This is a genomic window from Phycisphaerales bacterium (genome assembly GCA_029268515.1).
Taxonomy (GTDB): domain Bacteria; phylum Planctomycetota; class Phycisphaerae; order Phycisphaerales; family SM1A02; genus JAQWNP01.
Map to the genome: position 1 here is coordinate 1 of JAQWNP010000005.1, position 6,476 is coordinate 6,476.

General features: G+C 49.2%; 9 protein-coding genes. All 9 read right to left on the reverse strand.

The annotated features are described in order from the left end of the window. A partial coding sequence (locus P8J86_02860) for a hypothetical protein (GenBank protein ID MDG2053625.1) occupies nt 1-900 on the reverse strand: 900 nt, incomplete at its 3' end. Nucleotides 901-912: 12 nt separating this feature from the next. Then, a complete protein-coding gene (locus P8J86_02865) occupies nt 913-1,314 on the reverse strand; it encodes a hypothetical protein (protein MDG2053626.1) in 402 nt (133 codons plus the stop codon). 41 nt (nt 1,315-1,355) lie between these two features. Then, nucleotides 1,356-2,417 (reverse strand): hypothetical protein, encoded by a 1,062-nt coding sequence (locus P8J86_02870; GenBank protein ID MDG2053627.1) that lies wholly within the window; start codon nt 2,415-2,417, stop codon nt 1,356-1,358. A 313-nt stretch (nt 2,418-2,730) separates the two neighbouring features. Beyond that, nucleotides 2,731-3,096 (reverse strand): hypothetical protein, encoded by a 366-nt coding sequence (locus tag P8J86_02875; GenBank protein MDG2053628.1) that lies wholly within the window; start codon nt 3,094-3,096, stop codon nt 2,731-2,733. Between the two features lie 47 nt (nt 3,097-3,143). Beyond that, the gene (locus tag P8J86_02880) at nt 3,144-3,677 is read right to left on the reverse strand and encodes a hypothetical protein (protein MDG2053629.1); all 534 of its coding nucleotides are present in this window, start codon (nt 3,675-3,677) and stop codon (nt 3,144-3,146) included. Between the two features lie 165 nt (nt 3,678-3,842). Further along, nucleotides 3,843-4,343, reverse strand: a complete 501-nt coding sequence (locus P8J86_02885; GenBank protein MDG2053630.1) for a hypothetical protein — start codon at nt 4,341-4,343, stop codon at nt 3,843-3,845. A gap of 99 nt (nt 4,344-4,442) precedes the next feature. After that, complete coding sequence (locus P8J86_02890) at nt 4,443-5,093, reverse strand: hypothetical protein (protein MDG2053631.1); 651 nt, start codon at nt 5,091-5,093, stop codon at nt 4,443-4,445. Between the two features lie 45 nt (nt 5,094-5,138). Beyond that, the gene (locus P8J86_02895) at nt 5,139-5,654 is read right to left on the reverse strand and encodes a hypothetical protein (protein ID MDG2053632.1); all 516 of its coding nucleotides are present in this window, start codon (nt 5,652-5,654) and stop codon (nt 5,139-5,141) included. Continuing rightward, the coding region (locus P8J86_02900) for a hypothetical protein (protein ID MDG2053633.1) at nt 5,651-6,476 on the reverse strand (826 nt) is incomplete at its 5' end. The genes P8J86_02895 and P8J86_02900, both read right to left, overlap by 4 nt.

A 6,476-nucleotide genomic window follows, 5' to 3' on the forward strand; every position in this document is an offset into this window, starting at 1 on the left:
GAGTTCCAGTTGGCAGGCCTCGCATTTTGTTTGGCTTTCATCGTAAGCACGATTCAGGCAACGGCGACAGAGTCGGATACCGGCACGTTCAATACTGGTTTTTATATTGGCTTGGGCAATGAACACCAACATACCAATCGCAAAGATAGGCACGGCAAAGAGCATTGTGAATTCGAATATAAGAATCGCTATGGCCGGAGAGGAACCATCCGATATCATGAACAAACTATCTATAGACATCATAGTTAGAGCAGTAGAAACGGCGATGCAAATAAGGCTGGTAACAAGCCAACGCCAGTTGATTGATGTGCGCGATACTGGGTTCACCTGCTGCCAGACCATTCGGCGCTCCTGAGGCGAGCGACATTGAGCCAGGGCAGCCCGAAGCCGAGGGCGGCTCAGGCTGGCGACGCTCCGGATGCGGTCATACGAATCAAAGTCATCATGAATGATCGAGTTGCATTCCCGACATGTTGAGACTGTGTTTGATTGAGCCCGCTGTCCACAACTGTCACATACTCTCACATTCATGATCATTAAGACCGTTAAGAGACGAAACACAAAGCAAATTGCCAAGAAAAACCAACCACAAGAGACAAAGACGAGCGACAAGACGCCCTTAAAGATCACCATGGGAAAACCGGGATCGTCTAATTTTAAAATGACTACCGCAATGCTGAGGCCAGAAATAAAGCCAACCAAAGCAATGGAAGATGCAGTCCATGCAATCTGCTTTGGACCAAAACGCATCTCCCGCCGTATCACCCGCCGCTCACTGGTGGTCAAGCCTTGCAGCTGAATCGGTCGAAACCACAACCACGACCATGAACGAGGTGGCTTAGTCTCAGCCGAATTGTCGCTACCTTCTTGAGTCATTGCACTTGGTATTGTACTGTCCATCAGTTCGCATCTTTACTTCGCTTTCTTTTTACCCTCGACTGGCTTGCCACACTCAGAACATGTTTCGGTATGCATACTCGCCGCGCGATAGCCACAGCGCACACAAATAGGGATACCCAGCTTTCGGATATCAGCGCGTACTTTCCGTCTATATGCGTAAGACCCATGATATATTGCCTTCCATATTAGGCTGTAAACTAAAAATGCCAGACCTATGGACAGATAAATTGTGAGGTAAGTAGAATTAAAAGGCGATGTGAGAACAAATGCCACGCCCGCGATAATTACAAGCAAAAGTGAAGACGCAACAACAAATCCAACCATCATTTTTCGGTTTTGTCGCTTCACCTGCTGCCGCATCTTGCGCGTCGGCAGCAGGCGCAGTTCATCAACGCGAAATGGATTGAGCTTCATAGGCATCAATAGTAACGACCAAACGGGTTTGACGGCGATGCTTACCATGGCTCACCAGACTGGTCTTCGTTGCATGTCATTGGACAGTCTGTGTTTGCTGGATCGTCTGGTTTATCACAATAATCGCCACTAGCACAGAATTTCCAGAACTCTTCATCCATAATGTCCTGATCATTTTCACAGGAGCTCATACCGCCGTTTTCAAGAGCGAGAAAGATCTCATTGGTAAGTACGCCACCGCCAAATGCAATTATAGCACCGCCCCAGCCCCAGCCCAAAGGCGTCAACACAAGCGCACCGCCGAACATCATTAATCCGAAGGAAAACAGTGGCCTAAAATTTTCCCAAAATCGACAGCTTGCCGCCGCTGCCAGTTTTTCACCAAGTTCACAGTCGCATAGAGGGCAATAGCCCGCAAGAGGATAATTCGATTGCGCAGGACACCGTTTGCAAAAGCAGGCACCTTCAATGGCCGGGGTGAAGTAAAAGTGTTGAAAATACTCAACTGGAAAGTCATTGGTTGCGGCAACCCAGTCAACGATCGGCACAAAGGCAGCGTCACCCGCGCCCCTGCTCGAGCCGACGGTCTCTGTGAAGGCAATACCCTGTATCAATGCACTGCCACCAAATTCAGGATTGATGATCCGGGCGACGAAGCCATGGTTCTCCTTGAGCTGACCCATGGGATAATTAACACCCAGCATTGTTAATAGCTGCTGAGTCAAACCGCCTTTCCAAATCTCTTTTTCAATATGAACGACTTCGAGAAGAAATGGCCGTTCTACTCCGTCGACAAAGGCATGGCCAACGTAGCCTCCAATATCGTCAATTGGGCTGTTTAGTTCATAGATGATTGGAACGCCCGAAGGATCAGACGCACCTAAAAACACATCGTTACAGAGCTGATTATGAACTTCTGCAAGTTCAGTCAAAGCATTCCTTGTCTTGGGATTGAAGTCAGTTTCGGTCGCAACTGATCCAGTGGCAACTGAACTATTCTGCCTGTCGGCAAAGGCTGGAATATTCCATGCATCTACAAATATCAGGTTCAAGACCAAGATCATCAGTAACGCTACGTTTCCACACTTGACGAAATCTTTCATTGAGATGTGTCCTTATGGCCCCCACAAGTTGTTTGGATATGCTGAATGCCAAACTAACCGTCCATAGAGAGACCGCCGAAAAAGCAGCGCAAAAACATTCGAGCCGCGCTTTCACCATTGAGAAATTCCGCATGCCTTTTTAAGGTGTGGTCATCTGAGCCCACTAAGCTCAAGGAAATCTGAGACCAGGGCGCGGTCTTTGCGCCCTGCCCCGCTACGATTGCGTTTGCAACACGCCAATACACAAACAACCCCGGCTTTGAAACCGGGGCTGTTGGTGTTGTTCTATTCAGTACCGTCGATCTTAGATCCGTCAAGAAAGTGGAATGATGATGGCAAACCTTGGTTCGTCTCCGATGACACGTGTGGAATGGCCCGTGCCATGGGTATCCTCAGCGAGCAACACAGTTCCAGGACCATATTGCTTAAGCGTCCCATCCGGCGTGCCCAGTTCGATAGAGCCGGTCAACGATATGCTGTATTGGCGCCTTGGAGCCGTATGGAAGTCTAAGAAATAACCCGCTTCATACTCACGAAATGAAATACCTGTTGTTTGCTCCATGGCAGTGGCAAGACCATGTGCACCTTCAGTGTCCCGGAATTCCTTCATCTCGAACTCCCGTTCCTCTATGACAGATGTTCCATCCGGCCCTGTGTATACATGCACAAATTTAGGCATTGCTTACTCCGTCGAAAGCCGGCAAACTATTTCCTGACGGTCTTTTTTTATGGTGCTGAGAAGACTCGCTTCCCGTCCTTGTTATTGATCATCACCTCGCCACCATCTCGATTCGAAAACAGTATCGCAGCTCGCTTCCCGTTCACGTTCTTGATGTTTAACGCGCCACCAGCTTCATACGCATGGAGATCAACGGCTAATGTGCCATCTTCCATGTAGATACGCAATCGCCCATCGCCATCTGAGTCTCCATAAAGTTCAGCGCAGATGTTGCCTGCACTGTTATAGAGTTCAACTTGGCCGTCGCCGCCACTGTCGGAATAAAGCTTCGTCGTCATTTTGCCGGCTTTGTTGATCTTGATGGCGCCATCATTGACCGTCAGTGATGTACAAGTGAGGTTTGTGAAGTTGCCACTTGTGGGTCCTTGCATACTCGTTGCTGCCAGTGCAATACCTGCAACGAATAAACAGCCGAAGCCGTAGAACATGCGTTTAAATGTTCTGGATTGCTTGGCAAGTGCAGCATCCAGTGTCTTGACCTGGGCCTTCAGTACGTCGATTTCGCCTGGTTGTGTGGTCACAGTGTGATCCCCTTTATAAGTGTGCATACTCTCCATCTGTTCAATGTACAGAAAAGTAACCTCCAAGTGTTATTGAAAACACACTTAAACAAACAACCCCGGCTTTGAAACCGGGGCTGGTGTTGTTCTATTCAGTACCGTCGGGTTCATTCCCGGCGGCTTCTTTTATGGTGCTTTGAAGGTTATTGCCTCGTCCTTGCCGTAGATGTCCAACGCGCCACCACCATCTGGATCCGAACCAAGTCCCACAACGATCTCTCCGTCCTTGTTGTTGATGCCCAACAAGCCACCATCTGGCTGCGCACTAAGTCCGGCAACTCGCTTCCCATCCTTGCTGTTGATGCCAAACAAGCCACCAGCTGCATTCGCATCCATTCTGGCAACTATCTTCCCGTCCTTGTTAAAGATGGTCAAGACGCCATTAGTTGCACCTTCTACAAGTGCCGCCATTACCTTGCCTTCATCATCAACGACCTGAAACGCCTTCGCTTGAATCACATTCGGTACGCCTTGCATACTGGTTGCTGCCAATGCAATACCTGCAACGAGTAAACAGCCGAAGCCGTAGACGATGCGTTTAAATGTTCTAGATTGCTTGGCAAGTGCAACATCCAGTGTCTTGATCTTGGCCTTCAGTATGTCGATTTCGCTTTGTTGCGTATTCATGGTGTGAGCTCCTTGTAGGCACCATCTTACCAAAGCGCAGATCTGCTATCCGTCCAGTATCTCTGGTTCAGCTATTGATGATCGGTATCGACTGTAGGCCTAACTGATCTTTTCGTGCCTCATCAAATCGACTGCCTTGCCACACTCAGGACACTTGTCTTCATTGAGAGCCTGTGGCCCTAAGACGTGACCACACTCAAGACAAACTTTGCCATTGCTCTCTTCTAATAGTTGTATCAGCTTCGCACTTTGTATTACAAATAAGCCACTGAGCATGACAAAAGTATTTGGCAGCCTGATAAGCAAGGTATTGGCAAGTAACCCAGCCGCCACGATAGCCAACATAATTACGCCAACTAAATAGTAAGGCGCACTATCGACAATATCAAAGCCAAACAAACCAATAACACCCGCAGTAACCAATGCCAAATTAAACCAATAATCTGACCAGAAGCCATCGCGGCCATCATTCAGAACGGTCTTTTTTGCAACCTTGAAGTAGTTACTCTTTTTGATTCGTAGCCAGACAACAACAAAGCTAATGATTCCCACAGGCATCCCAAAACTAAGCACTAATACGATTGAATCAACATAGTTGTCCCACGCACTGACAGAGGGTGAACGCGGACTTGATAGGTATATCAGCAGTGCAAGCCAAAAGGCGATGAAAGCAACCCACACGAGGTGACTCAGAAAGATCACCCATCCAGTGATGACCGGCTTATATTTGTCAGGCTTCGTCTGGGTCATTGCGTGGACTCAATCATATCGAATGTAGTCCTCACTTGGCCTTATCTATGAGCTACTCTTCTCACTATTAATCTCGTTGATAAGCATGTCTATCTCTGCCGCATGCGGTCCGTTAGAATCGTAGAGCAGGGCTGGCTTAATAACGATGCCATGGACCATTGTCGCAGTCCAGACCTTGTCTCCATCCATCCACAGAATAAAGTTATCTGCGAGTTCAGATGCCATATCACGATATTTCTTCTGTGCAGCCGGCGTTAAGCCAAAGTCGACCATCACATGATTCTCCATCGCCGGCCGTTTCGTCGCGCTGATCAAATCAGATTGTGCCACAAGAGGCACAGAACTGCGATACAGAGGAAAGTCGATATTGCTCGCGACGCACTTCACAGAGTATTGATCACTTGGATCCATATGCGCAATGAACGCTCTTAAGTCTCCCGAAGGCTTCGTCCCATGCAAAGCCTGGGATGAACTGTGAGCTGGATTGCCTTGGCATGAAGTCATGAGCAGGCTGGCAATTCCAAGCGCGACTAAAAGAACAGATCTTAACAGAGGTGTCATGGTTTTTTCTTTTTGATAGGACTGAAGTGCCTGGCAGATTCGTTCACCGGACCAGGCCACGCCGAATTCTTTGATCCGCCGGCGGGCGATGCACGAAGCGGCGCCGTGCAGTCGTTACCGAAGTTAACCAGCAGTATTGAAAAGTCGGCGAGATCAACAATGTTGTCACCGTTGAAGTCAGCTGCGCTACTACCAGTCGTACCGTAGTCGACCAGCAGCTGTGAAAAGTCTGCCAGGTTCACAACCAGATCGCCTGTGGCATCACCAGGGCAGACAGGTGCCGGCTCGATTTGGTAGACATACGCGCTGCCGGAAGAAGATCCGTTGTCGTCATCATAAGGCGCGCCGATCACGGCATCGTTACCTGAGATCGAAACTTTCCAGCCGAACCAGTCACCTTCCGCACCATCTGATGCGATCAGCTTCTGGACTTCAATCCAGTTGCCCGCTCCATCGCGCTCAAAGATGTAAGCGCTTCCGGAATTAGACTCGGTGTCGTTCTCATCTCCAAGCGCGCCGAGTACCACAAAGTCACCTGAGATCGAAACGCTGTAACCGACGTAGTCCCCTGCATCGCCATCGGAGGCCGTCAGCTTCTGGACTTCATTCCAGCTACCAGCGACATCGCGCTCAAAGACATAGGCACTGCCGGAAAAAGATCCATTGTCGTCGTCATAACCCGCACCAATCACGGCATCGTCACCCGATATCGAAACGCTCTCACCGAAAATGTCCCATTCCGCCCCATCGGAGGCGATCAGCTTCGCCGCCTCAAACCAGTTGCCAGCGCCATCGCGCTCAAAGACATACGCGCTGCCGGAA

Coding starts and splice junctions, on each gene's coding strand:
- P8J86_02865 (MDG2053626.1), bottom strand. CDS start 1,314: ATGAAGCTCAATCCATTTCGCGTTGATGAACTGCGCCTGCTGCCGACG.
- P8J86_02870 (MDG2053627.1), bottom strand. CDS start 2,417: ATGAAAGATTTCGTCAAGTGTGGAAACGTAGCGTTACTGATGATCTTG.
- P8J86_02875 (MDG2053628.1), bottom strand. CDS start 3,096: ATGCCTAAATTTGTGCATGTATACACAGGGCCGGATGGAACATCTGTC.
- P8J86_02885 (MDG2053630.1), bottom strand. CDS start 4,343: ATGAATACGCAACAAAGCGAAATCGACATACTGAAGGCCAAGATCAAG.
- P8J86_02890 (MDG2053631.1), bottom strand. CDS start 5,093: ATGACCCAGACGAAGCCTGACAAATATAAGCCGGTCATCACTGGATGG.
- P8J86_02895 (MDG2053632.1), bottom strand. CDS start 5,654: ATGACACCTCTGTTAAGATCTGTTCTTTTAGTCGCGCTTGGAATTGCC.